This window comes from Leucobacter tenebrionis, from assembly GCF_019884725.1.
Lineage (GTDB): Bacteria > Actinomycetota > Actinomycetes > Actinomycetales > Microbacteriaceae > Leucobacter > Leucobacter tenebrionis.
Genome location: NZ_CP082322.1, coordinates 2893306 through 2910247, shown reverse-complemented (window position 1 = coordinate 2910247; position 16942 = coordinate 2893306). Strand labels below are relative to the sequence as shown.

The window sequence follows — 16942 nt, the reverse complement described above, 5'->3', positions numbered from 1 at the left end:
TCTCCCCCTTCGGCCGGGCCCGGAGGTTTCCGAGCCCCGTTCAACTTATGGTCATTGTGACCATAAGTCAATTTCCTCCGAAACACCACCGAAGAAGACACAAGAAGATCACAAAAGCACCACGGAGAAGACATCTGGGATAGGCTCGCCTACAAGACCAGTAATGCCGAACGTTGGAGCAGTCCAGACACGTTTTATCGCTGCGGTTCACCGCAGCACGCACCACCAGTCTCCACGTCGGCGCCGTCGCCGTGGCATCCCGGTCGCGTTCAGCGGCCAGCAACACACAAAGGAAACACAGTATGACCACCGGCACCGTGAAATGGTTCAACTCCGAAAAGGGCTTCGGCTTCATCACCCCCGATGACGGAGCATCCGACGTCTTCGCGCACTTCAGCGCGATCCAGGGCAGCGGCCGTCGCGACCTCTTCGAGAACCAGCGCGTTGAGTTCGACGTCGAGCAGGGCCCCAAGGGCCTGCAGGCCAGCAACATCGTCGCGCTCTAAGTAGCAAGCGACACCCGGCGGGGTGCGGGGCTTCGGCCGCGCACCCCGCTTTTGCGTGTCCGCGCTGCAGAAGCGTCCCCGCCCGCGCCGTCGTTTTGTGCATTCACCACACCGGGTTCGACAGAGGCTCCCCGGCCTCGTACATTCGGGTCACCGCGACCGACCGAAACAGGGATCAATGTCACCGCAGACCTACCCGCACCTCTTCGCACCCCTCGACCTGGGCTTCGTCACGCTCCCCAACCGGGTGATCATGGGCTCGATGCATCTCGGGCTCGAGGAGGCCCCGGGCGGCGCCGAACGCCTCGCCGCCTTCTACCGCGAGCGGGCTCGCGGAGGAGCCGCGCTCATCGTGACGGGCGGCATCGCGCCGAACCCGGCGGGGCGCCTCACTCCCGGCGCGGCCACGCTCGAGACCGAGGATCAGTTGCCGCACCATCGCGTCGTCACGGACGCCGTGCACGAGGAGGGCGGGAGGATCGCGCTGCAGATCCTGCACGCCGGACGCTACGGGGCGCACCCCGGCATCGTCGCGCCGAGCCCGATCCAGGCCCCGATCTCCCCGATCACCCCGCGAGAACTCGACGAGGCCGAGATCGAGCGCACCATCGACGACTTCGCCCGCACCGCCGGCCTCGCGCAGCGCGCCGGCTACGACGGCGTCGAGATCATGGGATCCGAGGGGTACCTCATCAACCAGTTCACCGCGCGCCGCACCAATCACCGCGAGGATCGCTGGGGCGGCGGCCTCGACGGCCGCCTCCGTTTTCCAGTCGAGATCGTCCGCCGCGTGCGCGAGGCGGTCGGCAAACGCTTCATCGTGATCTACCGCTTGTCGATGCTCGAGCTGGTGCCGGAGGGAGCTTCGCTCGAAGAGGCGCTGGAGCTCGCGCGACGCGTCGAGGCAGCGGGCGCGACGATGATCAACTCGGGCATCGGCTGGCACGAGGCGCGCATCCCGACCATCGCCGGCTCGGTGCCCCGCGGCGCTTTCGCCTGGGTCACCGACCGCTTCGCGAGTGCGGTGTCGATCCCGCTCATCACGACCAACCGCATCAACACGCCCGATACCGCGGAGCGCCTGCTCTCCGAGGGCCGCGCCGCCATGGTCTCGCTCGCCCGCCCCTTCCTCGCGGATCCCGAGTTCGTGAGCAAAGCGGCTTCCGGCGCTCCGCAGCGCATCAACACCTGCATCGGCTGCAATCAGGCGTGCCTCGATCACACCTTCTCGGGCAGGCCGGCATCGTGCCTCGTGAACCCGCGAGCGGGGCACGAGACCGACCTCGTCGTCGCTCCGGCAGCCGTCGGGAAGCGGATAGCGGTGACCGGCGCCGGGCCGGCGGGGCTCGCGTGCGCCACCACCGCAGCCTCACGGGGCCACGATGTCACGCTGTTCGAAGCGTCGGATCGCATCGGCGGGCAGTTGAACGTGGCGCTGCAGGTGCCCGGCAAGAGCGAGTTCCGGGAGACGCTGCGCTACTTCGGGGTGAGGATCGAGGAGACCGGCGTCGAGCTGCGCCTGAACCACCGCGTCACGGCCACCGAACTCGCGGAGCAGGGCTTCGACGAGGTGGTCGTCGCCACGGGTGTCGTGCCGCGTCGCCCCGACATCCCGGGCCTCGAGCACCCGAGCGTGCTCGGCTATCTCGACGTGCTGCGCGAGAAGGCGCCCGTGGGCGAGCGGGTCGCGATCCTCGGGGCCGGCGGCATCGGCTTCGATGTCGCCGAGTATCTGACGGCGCCCTCGGAGGATCCAGGATGGAGCGACGCGAGTGCCGAGGATCCCGAAGCGCTCCGAGCCTTCCTCGCGCACTGGGGCGTGGACCGGGACTACGCGCACGCCGGCGGGCTGCAGCCGCCGGCGCAGGAGCGGCCCGCCCGCGACGTCGTCATGCTGCAGCGCAAGTCCGGCAAGCTCGGCGCCGGCCTCGGTAAGACGACCGGGTGGATCCACCGCACCGAGCTCGCGCGCCGCGGAGTGCAAATGATGCCCGGCGTCGAGTACCTCGGTATCGACGACGCGGGGCTGCGGGTGAGGATCCCGTCCGCGTCGCCGGCCGCGGGAGCGCCCGAGGCCGATCCCTCGCACGAGGAGCGCATCATCGAGGTCGACACGGTCGTGCTCTGCACGGGCCAGGAACCGGCGCGGGAGCTGCACGGGGAACTCGCGGAGCTCGGGATCGGCGCGCACCTCATCGGCGGGGCCGACGTGGCCGGCGAGCTCGACGCCAAACGGGCGATCGATCAGGGGACGCGGCTCGCGGCGTGGCTGTAGGGTCCGACGCGATCCCGCTCAGCAGAGGCAGGATCGGAGCCTCATCATCCGGGCACCGACCCCAACTTCGGAGCTCACCCGTATTTCGGATCGGATCGCTTGGGTTTCATCCGAATAACGGGTGAGCTCCGAAGTACGGGGCCGCGGACCCCTGCCCCGGCCGGCTACCCGAGCACCTCGCGGGCGACGGCGAGCGCGTCGCCCAGCACGCGGTCGAGGCGGTGCCTCCCCGCTCCGAGATCGGCCCACCGCCACACGGCGGAGACGAGCGCAGCGGCGTAGCCGGCCCCGATCACCTCGGCGCGCACCGCCTCGACGCCGTCGCGCTCGAGACGGGCCGTGACCGCGGCGCCGATGCGCAACTGCCGCGCGGCCCGGCCGGCCTCGAGCTCCTGCTCGACATCCATGGTGCGGGCGTCGACGATCGCGAGGGCGAGCGTATCGGGCGCCTCACCGAGAGCGAAGGCCGCGAGCGCATCGGAGAGCGATCGCGCGGGATCGGCGAGCGCGTCGACCAGCGCGGCGATCCTGCCGTCGAACACGAACCACAGGATCTCGGACTTGCCCGCGAAGTAGTTGAAGAAGCTGGATCGGCTCACCCCGGCCCGCCTCGCGATCTCCGCGATCGAGGTCGCCTCGTACCCCTGCTCGAGGAACAGCTCGCACGCCGCGTCGGCGAGCACCTCGCGCGAGGATGCCGGCGGGCGTCCGCGGGTGGGTGAGCTCATGCCAATACCCTACTGACCGGAGCCGCTGCCGTATGCGGGGTGCGCTAGAATCGCATAGTTGAACTCGATCTAACAAAACGGCTGCCGCGGCGCGCGCAACACCGGCGCCGCCACCGTCGCAACTCCCTCTCCAGCCCCGACCCGAGGAGCCTCGCGCACCCATGACCCGACACCTCCCCCGTTCGCTCCCGCTCGTCGCACTCGCCGCGGTCGGCGCCCTCGCCCTCAGCGCCTGCAGCGCCGAGACGGCGGATGACAACGCCGCTCCCCAGGAGGGCGGCACCCTGGTCTACGCGACCGGCGACGCCGAGCCGACCTGCCTCGACCCGCACGTGGGCGGCAACTATCCGCAGGCGCTGATCTCGACGCAGTACCTCGAGCCGATGGTCGGCCGCGACGCCGACGGCAAGATCCAGCCCTGGCTCGCGACCGAGTGGGAGACGAGCGAGGACGGGCTCACCTGGGACTTCACGCTGCAGGATGGCGTCACCTTCACCGACGGCACCCCGCTCGACGCGGAGGCGATCAAGGCGAACATCGAGCACCTGCAGGATCCCGACACCCAGTCGTCGACCGGCTACCTCGCCGTGCAGAAGATCGCCGAGATCGAGACCGTCGACGACACGCACGTGCGCTTCCACCTCTCGGCCCCGGACTCGGCGCTGCTGGAGTCGCTGAGCCAGCAGTGGACGGCGATCCAGTCCCCCGCCGGCATCGCGCGCGGCATGGAGGAGAACTGCCAGTCCCCCATCGGCACCGGCCCGTTCATCGTCGAGAAGTGGACGCCGCAGCAGCAGGTGGACCTCGTGCGCAACGACGACTACCGCACGCCCGGGCCCGAGGCCGAGAACGACGGCCCGGCCCACCTCGAGCGCATCGAGTGGCGCTTCATCCCCGACGCCGCCACCCGCAACGCGGCCCTCACCTCCGGCGAGGTGCACGTCATCGACAACCCGCTGCCCGCCGACATCGTCGCCGCGGAGAACGCCGACGGCATCGAGCACATCGACGCTCCGCGACCCGGCGCCGTCAACCGCATCGAGCTGAACTCGGGCCAGGCCCCGTTCGACGACGCCCGCGTGCGCGAGGCGTTCATCCGGGTCGCCGACCCGAACCCGGGCATCGAGTCACTCTTCCAGGGGGTGGCCACGCGCTCCTATTCGCCGCTCGCGAGCGTCGAGCCGACCGCGGTGAGCGATGAGAGCCTGTTCGAGACCGATCCCGACGCCGCTGCGAAGCTGCTCGACGAGGCGGGCTGGACCGAGGGCGAGGACGGCGTGCGCGAGAAGGACGGCAAGAAGCTCACCGTGCGCTTCCCCGTCAGCACGAACCAGTCGACCGCGGCCGAGCAGTCGCTCTTCGAGCAGATCCAGGCCAACGCCGCGGCCGTCGGCTTCGACGTGGTCATCACCCCCGTCGACCTCAGCAGCTGGTACGGCGCGCTCGCGGCGCACGAGTACGAGGCCGTGAGCGCTCCGTACACCAAGGTCGGTCCCGACGTGCTGCGCATCCTGTACCACTCCGACGGCACGATCCCCGCGCCCTCGGGGTACTTCGCGAACAACGCGCAGCTCAAGGATCCCGAGCTCGACGCCGTCCTCGAGCAGGCCTCGGCGACCCTCGACGAGGCCGAGCGCACGAAGCTGTACGCCGATGCGCAGCAGCGCATCCTGGAGAGCTACACGGTGCTGCCGCTCTACGACCAGCAGAACCACTTCCTGGTGAACGGTGTCGAGGGCGTCGCGACGCTCGGCACGGTGGCCACGCCCACCTTCATCGACGCCCGGATTGCTTGAAAGAAGATGCCTCGCATGTTCGCGCAATCCGCGGTGACGCACTGCGTCAGGCCGACCCGGTAGGCGCCGCTCGAGTTCGCCCCTTTACCCACATGCACCGATCTGCCGTAGAGCACACGCGAACCCGGGTTCTGGTGTGCTTTACGGCAGATCGGTGCGTCTGCGATGGTGCAGGCGAGTGGGGGCGGCAAGGCGGCAAGCGTGGGGCGGCGAGCAGGAGCAGGGGCACGAGCAGGAGCAGGAGCACGGGCACGAGCAGGAGCACGACACGGTGAGGCAGCAGTGAGAGGCAGACGGATCGCGCGGGCCGCAGCGCAGAGGATCGGCGCGGCTCTACTCGTCGTGTGGCTGACGGCGACGGTCGTGTTCTTCGCGCTGCGCCTCTCGGGCGACCCGCTCGAGGCGATCATGGGCGGCCCCGGATCGCAGGCGGGCCCCGAGGCCACGGAGCGGGCGCGGCAGGCGTACGGGCTGGATCAGCCGCTCGTGCTGCAGTACCTCGCTCAGCTGTGGCGCACCGCCACGCTGCAGTTCGGCGACTCCTACGCCCGCAAGCAGCCGGTGGCCGATCTGCTCGCCGCGAATCTGCCGCCCACCCTCTTGATCGCGACGCTCGCGCTGCTGCTCGCATGGGCCCTCGTGGTGCTCGGCGCGCTCGTCTCCGCGGTAGCGGGGAGGGGCAGGATCGGCCGCGCGATCCGCGCCGTGCTCGCCGGCGTCGAGACCGTCGCGTCCGTCGCCCCGCAGTTCTTCGTGGGAGCCGTGCTCATCCTCGTCTTCGCGAGCGGACTCGGGATCCTGCCCGCCACGAGCGGCTCGTCACCCGCCGGGCTGGTGCTGCCCGTGATCACCCTCGCGGTGCCGATCGCGGGCTACCTCGCCCACGTGCTGCAGGGCTCGCTCGTCGAGGCCGACGACGCGCCCTTCACTGTGACGGCCCGATCCCGCGGGGCCTCCGAGACGCGGGTGCTGTTCACGCACACGCTGCGGCACGCCGCGCTGCCCGCCCTCGCGCTGTCGGGGTGGGCGTACGGTTCGCTGCTGAGCGGCGCGGTGGTCGTCGAGGCGCTGTTCGCGCGCCAGGGGCTGGGACGCATGCTGCTCGAGGCCGCCACGGTGCGCGACGTGCCGGTGGTGATCGGTGCGGTCGTGGTCATCGCGCTGCTGTACGTGGCGATCATGCTGATCTCCGATCTGCTCGAGCACCTCGTCGATCCGCGCCTGCGTCGCGGGGTGATCCCCGCATGATGCGCCGCGCACTCGGAAGCGGGCGGATCGGCGCGAACCCGCTCGGCTGGTCGGGCTGGGCCGCTCTCGCGATCCTGCTCGTCGCCCTCATCGCCGTCTGCGCGCCGCAGCTGCTCGCCCCGGGCGACCCGCTCGCGGTGCACCCGGCAGAGGGCTTCCGCCCGCCGTCGTTCGAGCACCCCTTCGGCACCGACGAATCGGGCCGAGACCTCTTCACCCGGGTGGTGCACGGCGCCGGAGCATCCGTGGGCATCGGCCTCGCGGCGACCGGCATCGGGATCGGGATCGGCGCCGCGCTCGGCTTCGCGGCCGGTCTCGGCCCGCGCTGGCTCGACGGCTCGCTCGGCCGCGTGTTCGAGGTGCTGTTCGCGCTGCCGACCCTCGTGATGGCGCTGCTCTTCATCTCGGTGATGGGTTCGGGGCCGACGGCTTCGATCCTCGCGATCGGCCTCGCCACGATTCCCGGGTACGCGCGCATGCTGCGCGCCCGTGTGCGCGGCATCGCCGCGAGCGGCTACGTGGAGTGGGCACGGCTCGACGAGGTCGGACCCGTGCGGGTGTTCATGCGGCACGTCGCCCCGAACTCGCTGTGGCCGCTGGTGTCGGCGGCGACGCTCGGGATCGGCCAGGCCATCGTGTGGGTGTCGGCGCTCGGCTTCCTCGGCCTCGGGGCGCTGCCGCCCTCACCGGAGTGGGGGGCGATGCTGAACGCGGGCCGCGTGTACCTCACCACGGCCTGGTGGATGACGGTGATGCCGGGCCTCGCGATCGTGCTGGTAGCGGGCTCGCTGACGGTGCTCGGACGGAGACTGGGAGGTTCTCGTGGCTGAGCGCAAGGGCGTGCTCGAGGTCGAGGGGCTGCGCGTGGAGCTGCGCGGCGGCGCCTCGCCGGTGCTCGACGGGGTGTCGCTGCGGGTGGAGCGCGGCGAGTGCCTCGCGGTCGTGGGCGAGTCGGGGGCCGGTAAGTCGGTGCTCGCGCGCACGCTCCTGGGGTTGACGCAGTCGGATCCGCAGTGGACCGTGCGATCCGACTCCTTCGAGATCGCGGGCAGCGACGCGCGCAGGCTCGGTCGTCGGCAGTGGCGGGGGCTGCGCGGCCGCTCCGTCTCGCTCGTGCTGCAGGACGCGCTGCAGTCGCTCGATCCGCTGCGCACCATCGAGGCCGAGGTCGGGGAAGCCCTCGCGGTGCGCGGGATCGGACGCCGCGAACGACGCGCCGCCGCGATCCGGTCCCTCGAAGCCGCCGGCCTCCCGCACGCCGCGGCCCGCCTGCGGCAGCGACCGGGCGAGCTCTCGGGCGGGATGCGGCAGCGGGCGCTCATCGCGTCCGCGCTCATCGGCGAGCCGGAGCTGCTGATCGCCGACGAGCCGACCACGGCGCTCGACCCGACCACTGCGGCTCGTGTGCTGGGCCTGTTCGACGAGATCAGGGCGCGGAGCACCGCGATCGTGCTCATCAGCCACGACCTCGCAAGCGTGGCCCGCGTCGCCGATCGCATCGCGGTGCTCGACCGCGGGCGCGTCGTCGAGCAGGGCCCGACCGAGCAGGTGCTGCACCGCCCCGCCCACGCGGTCACCCGAGCGCTCGTGGCGGCGATCCCGAGCGGCCCGAAACCCATCGCGAGCACGGCGCCCGCCGATGCCCCCGAACTGCTGGCGCTGCGCGGCGCCGCCCGCCGCTTCCCCACCCCCGGCGGCGGCACGACCGGCCTGCAGGGAGTCGATCTCGCACTGCGGCGGGGCGAGGCCGTGGGGGTCGTCGGCGAATCAGGCGCGGGCAAGAGCACCCTCGCGCGCGTGCTCGTGGGCGCCGAGCAACCCGACTCGGGCACCGTCGAGCGGGTCGATCCGCACATCAGGGTGCGCCTCATCCCGCAGGATCCGCTCGCGACCTTCGACCCGCGCTGGCGGGTGGGCAGGATCCTGACCGCCTCGCTCCGCTCCCCCGATCGCGCGCCCGCCAAGCTGCTCGCGCAGGTGGGCCTCGGCCCCGAGTACCTCGACCGCAAGCCGGCGACGCTCTCGGGCGGCCAGCGCCAGCGCGTCGCGATCGCACGCGCGCTCGCCGCAGACCCCGACGTGCTCGTGTGCGACGAACCCGTGTCGGCGCTCGACGTCACCACGCAGGCCGGCATCCTGTCGCTGCTGCGCGAGCTCCAGGAGAAGCAGGGCCTGACCCTCGTCTTCGTCTCGCACGATCTGGCGGCGGTGCGCACCGTGTGCGACCGCGTGCTCATCATGCGAGACGGTCGGGTGGTCGAGGAGGGAGAGACGGAGCCGGTGCTGGCTGATCCCCGCGACCCGTTCACCCGCGAGCTCATCGCGAGCGCGGCCGCTGGCTAGCCCCGCACCTCCACCCCACACCCCTCCCCCCCTCCGAAACGCGGAGTCCCGAATTGCTGCTTCATCGTCTCGGCAAACAGCAATTCGGGACTCCGCATTTCGCTCACAATGGTCAGCGCGAACTCTCGCGATAGAGGCCGATGAGCCCCTCGAGGCCCTCCGCCTCGAAGCGTTCGAGCTGGCGCCGCGCCGGCCCGCCCGTGCGCCGGAGCCGGTCGAGGTAGCGGGAGACCCGATCGTGGTCACCGGTGCGCCGCAGCTCGTTCTCGACCGAGGCGGCCATCCGCTCGAGCGTGTCGAAGGCCGGCTCGGGGCGTGCGGTGAGCGGATCGATGAGCTGCGCTCCGAGCCCGTCGCGAGCGGCCATCCAGATCGCGCCGTTCACGAGGCCGTGGGCGATACTCGGGCGCGGCTCTCCCGCCTCGGCCTCGCTCAGCGCCCGATCGACGAGCGCCCGCACCAGCACCGCGAAGCACACCGCGTCCTCGGCCTCCAGCTGAGCGTCGGCGATGCGCAGCTCCATCGTGGGGAAGTTCTGCGAGAGCCGCGCCAGCCAGGTCACCACCCCGGAGTCGAGCAGCACGCCGCTCTCGACCAACTGCTCGACGGAGCGCGCGTACGCCTCACCGCTGTCGAACTCGGGCGGGAACCCGGCCACGGGCCACGACATGTTCATGACGTGGCGCCAACTGGCGAATCCCGTCGGCTCGCCGCACCACAGCGGGGAGTTCGCCGTCATCGCGAGCAGCGCCGGAGCCCACGGGGCGAGACGCGCCAGCACCTCGACGCCCGCATCGGGCGAGGGGATCTCGACGTGCACGTGCGTGCCCGTCACGTACTGGTAGGCGGCAGCGTTGCGCAGCTGCTCCCCGAGTTCGCGGTAGCGCGACTTCGGGGTGACGGTTCCTGCGGCTTCACCGCCGACGGGCGGCAGGCCGCTGCCTGCGAGGACGATGCCGCGATCCGCCGCCTCTCGAGACAGCGCGGTGCGGAACCCGGTAAGGGTCTCCAGCGCCTCATCGGCGGTGCGGCACACCTGCGTCGCGGTCTCCAGCTGGCTCGAGAAGAACTCCCGCTCGGCCGGCGCCACGGAGTGCGGAGCCGACCGCACCATGTCGGCGGCGAGATCGGTCGGGGCACCGTGCGCTGCGTCGAGCAGCAGGTACTCCTCCTCGACCCCGAAACTGCGGAACTCGTCGGTTGCGAGCCCGCCGGTGTCGCGCGTACCGTCGGTGTGGCTCATATCGCCCTCCTTCGTGTTCGGCCGTCGCGTCACGGCCCGGGGTTCGAGCGTAGAGGTTCGCGGGACGAACTGTCACCGGGGTTGATTTCGCAGGCGCCCACCGGGTAGGCGATGACCCTCACTCAGAGCCGATGATGATCCCGGTGCGCAGCTCCGCCAGCAGTGCGAGCACCGCCGTGGCCGTCTCGGGATCGGGCACCCGCTCCATGGCCGCGGTGTCGCCCTCCCCCACCTTGATCCCCAGGTCGTCGTGACTGAGGGTCGTGAACACGTCCTCGTCGGTCACGTCGTCCCCGAGGAACAGCACGGGCGCGTCGGGCAGTGCCGCGCGGATGCTGCGCAGCACCGATCCCTTATTCGAATCGCGCACGGAGAACTCCCGCACCTGCTTGCCCTCGCGCACGTGCATGTCGGCGGCAAGGCCCAGTTCGACGGCCGCAGCCATCAGCTCCTCCGCCTGCTCGGGGTCGGCGACCTGCCTCGTGTGCACCGCGATCCCGAACGGCTTGCGCTCGAGCCGCACCCCGGGCTCGCCGCCGAGCACGCGCTCGAACCGCCGCCCGACGCGCTCGAGCCTTTCGCTCTCTTCCTCGGTGAGCGGGCTGCCGAGCGGGGGTCCGTCGCCGCCCTGCCCTGTCGGGCCGATGTCGAGCCCGGTCAGCTCCGAGCCGTGGGAACCCGACACGATCCAGCCGTCGCTCTGCAGCCCCGTCTCGGCCAGTCCGCCCAGCGAGCGCCCCGTGAGCACGGCGACGTAGGTGTCGGGCGCGTTTCGCAGCACCTCGAGCGCCTGGCGGGCCCTGGGCAGGATCCTGGCGTCCTCCGGCCTCGGCACGATCGGTGCGAGCGTGCCGTCGAAGTCGCTCGCCACGATGAGCCTGGGAAGCGCGGCGAGCCGGCGCACGCGGTCGTCGATGCTGCGCGGCACGAATGCCGTGCTCACCTGGATCGGCTCGGTACGGTGCCCGGTGGGGCTCGGGCGCTGCGCCTCCGCGGTCGCCCGCACCGCCCCCAGGTAGCCGGACGCCCAGTGCGCGACATCGTTGTCGTAGACGGTTCGGCGCAGCGAGCGCATGCGCCGGCGCTGCTCCTCGCGCGGCATGTGGGCCGCACGCACGATCGCGGCCTTGAGCCCCTCGATGTCGTGCGGGTTGACGAGCAGCGCGTCCCGCAATTCGTCGGCCGCCCCCGCGAACTCGCTCAGCACCAGCACGCCCTGCTCGTCGGTGCGGCACGCGGCGTACTCCTTCGCGACGAGGTTCATGCCGTCGCGCAGCGGAGTGACCAGCAGCACGTCCGCGGCCAGGTAGAGCGCCACCATCTCGTCGCGCGTGTGCCCGCGATGCAGATAGACGAGCGGCGCGTGCCCGATGCTTCCGTACTCCCCGTTGATGCGCCCCACGGTGAGCTCGACCTCGTCGCGCAACTGCCGATAGGCGTCGACGCGCTCCCGGCTCGGGCTCGCCACCTGCACGAGCACCGTCTGCTCGGCGTCGATCTCGCCGTCCGAGAGCAGCTCGTCGAACGCCTTGAGGCGGTGCCTGATCCCCTTCGTGTAGTCGAGTCTGTCGACGCCCAGCATGACCGTCTTCGGGTTGCCGAGTTCGGCGCGGATCTCCCTCGCCCGCTCCTGGATCTCGGGGCGGGCGGCCACCTCGGCGAAGGCCGCGGCGTCGATCGAGATCGGGAACTCCTGGGCGAGCACCGTGCGCGACGGCTCACCGGCGGCGCCGGGCACGACGATCGTGTTGCCGAGCGCGGGCACGCGGGTGAACCGCTCGGCCGTCATGCGGAACGCCACGGCGTCGGTGACCTGCTGGAACCCGATCACGTCGGCCCCGAGCAGCCCCTCGACCACGCGCTTGCGCCACGGGAGCTGCGCGAAGAGCCGGCTCGGCGGGAACGGGATGTGCAGGAAGAAGGCGATCGTGAGGTCGGGGCGCAGCTCGCGCAGCATCGCGGGCACGAGCTGGAGCTGGTAGTCATGGACCCAGACGATCGCACCCTCAGCCGCGTGCTGCGCGACGCGCTCCGCGAAGCGCTGGTTCACCTTCTGATAGCGGTCCCACCACACGCGGTGGAATTCGGGACGCGCGATCACGTCGTGGTAGAGCGGCCAGAGCGTGCCGTTCGAGAAGCCCTCGTAGTAGAGCTCGATGTCGTCCTCGCTCAACTCGACGGGCGCGAGGCGCATCGATCCGATCTCGAATGGCTCCACCGCCTCGTCTGCAGAACCGACCCACCCCACCCAGAGGCAGCCGAGCTGCTCCACGATGGGGGCGACCGCCGTGACGAGTCCTCCCGGTGAGGTGCGCCACGAGGTGGATCCGTCCTTCTCGACGACCCGGTCAACCGGCAACCGGTTGGACACCATGACGAGTTCGCGCCCGCCCGTCATGTCCTTCATCTCGGTCATGGCACCCCCTTGCGAGTCTCTGTTATCGCAGTCTACGAGACCTGCGCGACCGCTGCTGCCCATTGCGGCCGTATCCCGCCGGATGCTAGTGAGCCGCGCGTTTGCCTCAAGCGAACAACAGTTAGCACTCTACCCGAGAGAGTGCTAATATTTTCTCAAGTTGAGTTACCTGCACTCAACTTTCACATCTTGAATCGCCAGTTCAGAGAAAGGTGAGAAACATGGCAACCTACACCCCCTTCCGTGAGATGGAACGCATCGCCGACAGCCTGTTCAACGAGCCCCTGCGCGGACCGCGGCAGATGCCCATGGATCTCTATCGCGACGGCGACCACTACCTGCTGACCGCTGACCTGCCCGGCATGGATCCGGGCTCCGTCGACATCGATGTGGACGGCCAGTTGCTGACGATCCGCGCCGAGCGCACTCTGCCGAGCACCGAGAACGTGAAGTGGATCACCCGCGAGCGCACCTCGGGCAGCTTCCTGCGTCAGCTCAGCCTCGGCCAGGGCATCGATACCGAGCGCATCAGCGCCAGCTACGACAACGGCGTGCTGTGCGTGACGATCCCGGTCAGCGAGCGGGCGAAGCCGCGTAAGGTGGAGGTCACCAGCGCGAACGGCAGCGCAGCGTCGCAGACGCTGGAGGCAGACAGCGGGGCGGACAAGCAGCAGCTGGAGAACAGCCCCGCGTAAGGGCTGACCCACCGCTGAGGCTCGGGGCGGGGCCGCAGACCGGCACCCGCCCCTTCCCTCCCCGGCGCGACCGGCCTAGAGTTGAGCGATCAGACCGCAATCGCCTGGAGGCGTCATGGCTCGCGCACGCATACATAATCAGTTCGTGTCTCTCGACGGCTTCTCGGCGGGCGACCACGTGACGTTCGACCGCCCGATCGGAGACGCCGGCGCCCTCTTCAGCTGGTTCGACGGCCGCGTCATCGAGGGCGTTCACCGGGTCGCCGATCCGGTGACGCTGGATCGTGCCCTGTTCAGCATGTGGGGGCAGGGCATCGGCGCGGAGATCATGGGGCGCCGCAAGTTCGGCCCGCAGAGCGGGCCCTGGCCCGACGACGGGTGGCGTGGATGGTGGGGCGACGAGCCGCCCTTCAAGACCCCCTGCTTCATACTCACGCACCACCCGCGCGAGCCCATGGTGTTCGCGAACGGCACGAGCTTCCACTTCATCGACGCCGACCCGGCCGAGGCGCTGCGCCGCGCGAGCGAGGCCGCCGACGGCAGGGACGTTCGCATCGGGGGCGGGCCCTCGACGATCCGCCAATTCCTGCGCGCCGACCTCGTCGACTTCATGCACGTCGTGGTCGTGCCGATCACGCTGGGTCGCGGCGTGCACCTCTGGGACGACGTCGTGGGGATCGAGGATCGCTTCACGATCGAATCGGTCAGCAGTTCGAGCGGGCTGACCCACCAGCTGTGGAACCGGAAGCAGTAGCCGCCGTACCTCGGGCCGCTCGCTACGCCCCGTGCCCGCTGGAGTCGAGCTCGAGCTCGATCATCACGCCAGCCTAGCGGCGCAGATCTGCCGTCGAGCACACCGGATCTCGGGTTTCGGTGTGCTCGACGGCGGATCTGCGGCGCGACCACCGCGTCTCGAGCACTATCATGAGATGGCCCGAGCGATCCGCCCCGGGCCCGGTACCCATCGTTTTCCGGAATCCCCAGCGGAGAGGGACATCCGCCCATGGCGCCAGCACCCCGCTTCAGGCTCATCCCGATGCGCCCGCGAGACCCCCATGAGCCGGGCCGGACGGCGTCGACGCTCGAGCTGTTCTTCGACCTCGTATTCGTCGTCGCGGTCAGCATCGCGGCCGCACAACTGCACCACGCGCTCAGCGAGGGGCACATTCGCGACGGGATCCTCAACTACGCCATCGTGTTCTTCGGGATCTGGTGGGCGTGGATGAACTTCACCTGGTTCGCCACGTCGTTCGACACCGACGACTGGCTGTACCGGGTGCTCACCATCGTGCAGATGGGCGGCGTGCTCGTGCTCGCCTCCGGCGTCGCTCCGGCCTTCGAGGATCACGACTTCTCCGTGCTGATCCTCGCGTATGTCGTGATGCGCCTGGCCCTGGGCGCGCAATGGCTGCGCGCCTCGCGAGGTGCCGGGAGCGCGCGTCGGGCGACGCTCATCTACGCGGTCGGGGTCGTGCTGGTCCAAGTGCTCTGGCTCGCAGCACTGCTGCTCCCGGAATCGGTCTTCATGATCGCACTCGTCGTGCTCGTCCTCGCGGAGATCAGCATCCCCGTCATCGCGGAGCGCACCGGATCCACGCCCTGGCACCCGCACCACATCACCGAGCGCTACGGGCTGTTCACACTGATCCTGCTCGGCGAGAGCCTGCTCGCCTCGGCCAACGCCATTATCGAGGCTCTGCATGAGACCGAGATCCTCGGCCCGCTCATCGCGATCTCCGCGCTCACCCTCATCGCGACCGCGGCGCTGTGGTGGATCTATTTCTGGCCTCCCCACCACCACGCGATCAACGGCCTCAGGGGTTCCCTCGCCTACGGCTACGGTCACTTCTTCATCTTCGCGGCCGCCGGAGCCTTCTCGGCCGGGATCGAGGTCGAGATCGACGTCCTCGCGGGCAAGAGCGAGCTCGCCGCTCCCTACGCCTCGTTCGCCTACACGATTCCCATCGCCATCTTCGTGCTCGGCGTGTGGGTGCTGGCGATCCGCCCGTGCGCCGGGAGAGCGGTGAACATCGCGCTGCCCGCGGCCGGCCTGCTGGTGCTCATAGACCCGCTGATCCCGGTCCCATTCGCACTGACGGCGGTGATCCTCGCGCTCGCAGTGGCTGTGCTGGTCTGGCGTCCGCCGGTCGAGCGCGACTCCGCGTCCTAGCGGCACCGATCTGCCGTCAAGCACACCGGATCCCGGATTTCGGTGTGCGCGACGGCAGATCGGTGCGTTTGCTGTGGGGACTACGGGGTAGGGGCGGGGGCGGAAGCGGCAATGCGGCGATGCGGCCATGATGCAGCGAGATGCAGCGAGGATCAGCACCCGCTCCCGCTTTAGCGCTCAGGCTGGTAGATACGGGTCAGGATCAGCCGCTCCCCGAGGGTCCACGCCGTCGTCGTGAGAAGGTACAGCCCCGCAGCGAGCGGAACGAACGCCGCGATCACGGCGGTCATGAACGGCATGAAGCTCAGCACGCGCATCATGCCCGTCAGATCCGGCATGCCTGCGGGCTGCTGGGACTGCGGCTGCGACGCCGTCTCGGGTTGCGGCTGAGCGAGCAGACGCCGCGAAGCCTGGGCGACGACGGCGATAAGCACCATGATCGTCAAGAAGACCGCCGCCGATCCCCATGACACCGTCCCCGCACCGATCTGCCCGATGAACCCGGCATCGAGCGGAACACCGAAGAACGTGTGCGAGAGCAGCTCGTTCGGGTGCCCGTCGATCTCCGGCAGGATGAACAAACCGTACACGGCCATGAGCACCGGCGTCTGCGCGAGCACGGGCAGACATCCGGCGAACGGGGAGGCCTTCTCCGCCGCGTAGAGCTCCATCGTCTTCCGCTGCAGCACCTCGGGGTTCTTCTGGTGACGGCGCCGCAGCTCGGCGATCTGCGGCGCGAGCCGCTGTCTCATGACGTTCGCCTTCACCTGCGATCGGCCGACCGGGACGAGGATCGCGCGGATCACGACAGTGAGCACGATGATCGCCACCGCGGCGCTGTACGCGCCGGCCACCGGTTCGAGGATCTCGCTGAGCGAGGTCACGATCCAGTAGGCGGCATTGATCAGGATCTTGATGGGCGGGAACTCGTAGATGCTCATCGGGCCTCCTCCTGACGCTCCGTGATCAGAGGAGCGGTCGCATTCGAGGGATCAGCGGGCAGATGGTATTCGGGGTGCATGGTGTTCTCGTTTCAGTCGCGGGTATCGAGCGCGTGCACGCCCTGCGAGAACGAGAGCACCCGAGGGTGCGCCGAAAGAACACCGACCGCAAGGATCGGTTGATGCGAAACGTCGTTCAGGCAGAGGCGTGAACGACGCGCGACGGAGCCCGCGCGAGCGCGGTCCCCGGCATACCGGCGTCGCCGGGTACGCGGAATTCGCGCACCTCGGGCACATGCGATCGACGCGGCGGAGCGTTGGGAGCCAGCGCCAGAGCCCGCGTGAGAACTCGCGCGATCGCCGGAAGGACCGGCACCAGGATGAGGGCCCCCACCGCGAGCACCAGCACCGCCTGGATCATCGGCTGCGGGAGATGCGGCGTGAGCGCGACGGAGAGCGTGAGCAGCACCAGCTGCGCCATCAGCCACAGCGATATCAGCATGCTCTGCACCTCCGCTCCCCTTGGAGTGTATCCGACCACCGGATCTTCTACGACCCGTACCCGGCCGCGCGCAGGCCGT

The 16942-nt window shown here is 70.0% G+C and carries 14 protein-coding genes; 9 read left to right on the top strand and 5 right to left on the bottom strand.

All coding sequences use genetic code 11. The features are described 5' to 3' along the window. The first annotated feature begins 302 nt into the window (after positions 1 to 302). Positions 303 to 506, top strand: coding sequence for a cold-shock protein (locus KVY00_RS13400; RefSeq protein ID WP_223043369.1), 204 nt, complete (start codon positions 303 to 305; stop codon positions 504 to 506). Positions 507 to 684: 178 nt separating this feature from the next. Next, positions 685 to 2781 carry an NADPH-dependent 2,4-dienoyl-CoA reductase gene (locus KVY00_RS13395; RefSeq protein WP_223043368.1) on the top strand — a complete coding sequence of 699 codons (2097 nt, stop codon included), beginning with the start codon at positions 685 to 687 and terminating at the stop codon, positions 2779 to 2781. 164 nt (positions 2782 to 2945) lie between these two features. On the opposite strand, the gene KVY00_RS13390 is transcribed toward KVY00_RS13395, so the two are convergent. Continuing rightward, on the bottom strand, positions 2946 to 3509 hold the full coding sequence (locus KVY00_RS13390; protein WP_223043367.1) for a TetR/AcrR family transcriptional regulator: 564 nt from the start codon (positions 3507 to 3509) through the stop codon (positions 2946 to 2948). Between the two features lie 161 nt (positions 3510 to 3670). Here KVY00_RS13390 and KVY00_RS13385 point away from each other — a divergent pair, with 161 nt between their 5' ends. From KVY00_RS13385 to KVY00_RS13370, 4 genes are all read left to right on the top strand, one after another. Further along, on the top strand, positions 3671 to 5305 hold the full coding sequence (locus tag KVY00_RS13385) for an ABC transporter substrate-binding protein (protein ID WP_223043366.1): 1635 nt from the start codon (positions 3671 to 3673) through the stop codon (positions 5303 to 5305). A gap of 282 nt (positions 5306 to 5587) precedes the next feature. Then, positions 5588 to 6553, top strand: coding sequence for an ABC transporter permease (locus KVY00_RS13380; protein WP_223043365.1), 966 nt, complete (start codon positions 5588 to 5590; stop codon positions 6551 to 6553). Further along, entirely contained in the window at positions 6550 to 7383 is an 834-nt protein-coding gene (locus tag KVY00_RS13375) for an ABC transporter permease (protein WP_223043364.1), read from the top strand. The genes KVY00_RS13380 and KVY00_RS13375 overlap by 4 nt, the downstream gene beginning before the upstream one ends. Then, complete coding sequence (locus tag KVY00_RS13370) at positions 7376 to 8896, top strand: ATP-binding cassette domain-containing protein (protein ID WP_255572652.1); 1521 nt, start codon at positions 7376 to 7378, stop codon at positions 8894 to 8896. Before KVY00_RS13375 ends, KVY00_RS13370 begins: the two co-directional genes overlap by 8 nt. 112 nt (positions 8897 to 9008) lie before the next feature. Here the strand turns inward: KVY00_RS13370 and KVY00_RS13365 are convergent, their stop codons facing one another. Then, entirely contained in the window at positions 9009 to 10139 is a 1131-nt protein-coding gene (locus KVY00_RS13365; protein WP_223043363.1) for a carboxylate-amine ligase, read from the bottom strand. A gap of 118 nt (positions 10140 to 10257) precedes the next feature. Then, positions 10258 to 12555, bottom strand: coding sequence for a bifunctional alpha,alpha-trehalose-phosphate synthase (UDP-forming)/trehalose-phosphatase (locus KVY00_RS13360; RefSeq protein ID WP_223043362.1), 2298 nt, complete (start codon positions 12553 to 12555; stop codon positions 10258 to 10260). A 221-nt stretch (positions 12556 to 12776) separates the two neighbouring features. Here KVY00_RS13360 and KVY00_RS13355 point away from each other — a divergent pair, with 221 nt between their 5' ends. The 3 genes from KVY00_RS13355 to KVY00_RS13345 all read left to right on the top strand — a co-directional run bounded on the left by KVY00_RS13355 (position 12777) and on the right by KVY00_RS13345 (position 15420). Further along, positions 12777 to 13250, top strand: a complete 474-nt coding sequence (locus KVY00_RS13355; protein WP_223043361.1) for an Hsp20/alpha crystallin family protein — start codon at positions 12777 to 12779, stop codon at positions 13248 to 13250. Between the two features lie 115 nt (positions 13251 to 13365). Further along, the gene (locus KVY00_RS13350; protein ID WP_223043360.1) at positions 13366 to 14004 is read left to right on the top strand and encodes a dihydrofolate reductase family protein; all 639 of its coding nucleotides are present in this window, start codon (positions 13366 to 13368) and stop codon (positions 14002 to 14004) included. Between the two features lie 249 nt (positions 14005 to 14253). Next, on the top strand, positions 14254 to 15420 hold the full coding sequence (locus KVY00_RS13345; RefSeq protein ID WP_223043359.1) for a low temperature requirement protein A: 1167 nt from the start codon (positions 14254 to 14256) through the stop codon (positions 15418 to 15420). A 170-nt stretch (positions 15421 to 15590) separates the two neighbouring features. Here KVY00_RS13345 and KVY00_RS13340 read toward each other — a convergent pair whose 3' ends face one another. Both KVY00_RS13340 and KVY00_RS13335 read right to left on the bottom strand, forming a co-directional pair. Next, positions 15591 to 16361 (bottom strand): YidC/Oxa1 family membrane protein insertase, encoded by a 771-nt coding sequence (locus KVY00_RS13340; RefSeq protein WP_223043358.1) that lies wholly within the window; start codon positions 16359 to 16361, stop codon positions 15591 to 15593. A gap of 196 nt (positions 16362 to 16557) precedes the next feature. Then, positions 16558 to 16863, bottom strand: a complete 306-nt coding sequence (locus KVY00_RS13335; protein WP_223043357.1) for a hypothetical protein — start codon at positions 16861 to 16863, stop codon at positions 16558 to 16560. Positions 16864 to 16942 lie beyond the last annotated feature (79 nt).